Here is a 1,105-nt window from a genome sequence, read left to right as displayed (position 1 = left end):
CGGAGCGTGTCAACGAATGTGAGACAGCCGGAGCGATAGATTAAGCTTGGAGTTGGAGCTTGTTGTTGGGCGGATTGATCCAGACGGCGGTTGGTTTTTGAGGGGGCTGGGGCGATTTGTTGACGAAGCGCCGGGGGTTGGCCTGGAAGGCTTGATCGAGGATTTCCTGGCGCGCGGCATAGACATGGTTGGCTTGGCCATAATGGACCTGGTCAGGCGTCATCAAGCCGATGCCGAGATGATGATGGTGGCGATTATACCAGTCGAAGAAAGCCCGGCAAAAGGCTTTGGCGTCCTGGATGCAGCCGAAGCGCTTGGGAAACTGCGGCTGGTACTTCAGGGTTTTAAAATGGCTTTCGGAGAACGGGTTATCGTTCGATGTGTAGGGTCGGCTGTGGGATTTCGTAACGCCGAGATCGGCAAGCATAAGGGCAGTTGCCTTGGCCTTCATTGATGGACCACGGTCGGCATGAAGGGTGAGTTCGCCAGGACAAATGCCCTGTTTGAAGGCTGCATCGTGGAAGAGCGGCTTGAACAGGCTGGCACTTTCGGTGTCAGCGACCTGCCAGCCAACGATCCGTCGGCTGAATATATCAATGATAACATATAGATAGAAATAGGTCCATTTGCTGGGCCCCATCAATTTCGTGATATCCCAGGACCAGACCTGGTTTGGGGCTTCGGCGAGTAACTCGGGCTTTTGATAGACGGGATGACGCAATTGTCGCCGACGCTCGCGCACCTCCTGATGCTCGTGGAGGATCCGATACATGGTGCGGATCGAGCAATGGTAGGTGCCCTGGTCGAGCAGCGTGGCGTAGATCTCCGCGGGTGCCAGGTCGACAAAATGGGGCTGCCGCAAAAGCTCGAGAATGCGTTGCCTTTCAGGTGCGCGAAGCGCCCGTGCCGGTGCAGGCCGCGAACGAGCAACGGCGGGTGGCCGTGCCGCAGCTGCTTTCCGGCGATGGAAGGTCGCACGCGACAACCCAAGCGCCTCGCAGGCAGCCGCGATGATGCCGGAGCGGGGTTCCAGTATAGCGAGCTCACCCATCAGGATTTCTCGTCGCTTACGATCGGCAGGCCCAGCAGCAGCGTTACTTTTTTT

At 57.6% G+C, this 1,105-nt stretch carries 1 protein-coding gene; it reads right to left on the bottom strand.

Annotation, left to right across the window (positions count from 1 at the left end; translation table 11 throughout):
- Nucleotides 1-40: 40 nt before the first annotated feature.
- On the bottom strand, nucleotides 41-1,105 hold a 1,065-nt coding region (locus VQ044_RS25275; RefSeq protein ID WP_331827904.1), incomplete at its 5' end, for an IS3 family transposase.

Origin of the sequence: Aurantimonas sp. C2-5-R2 (genome assembly GCF_036549495.1) — a bacterium.
Classification (GTDB): domain Bacteria; phylum Pseudomonadota; class Alphaproteobacteria; order Rhizobiales; family Rhizobiaceae; genus Aurantimonas; species Aurantimonas coralicida_A.
Note: the sequence above shows the minus strand (reverse complement) of the source record. Positions and strands in the feature narration are given on the sequence as shown.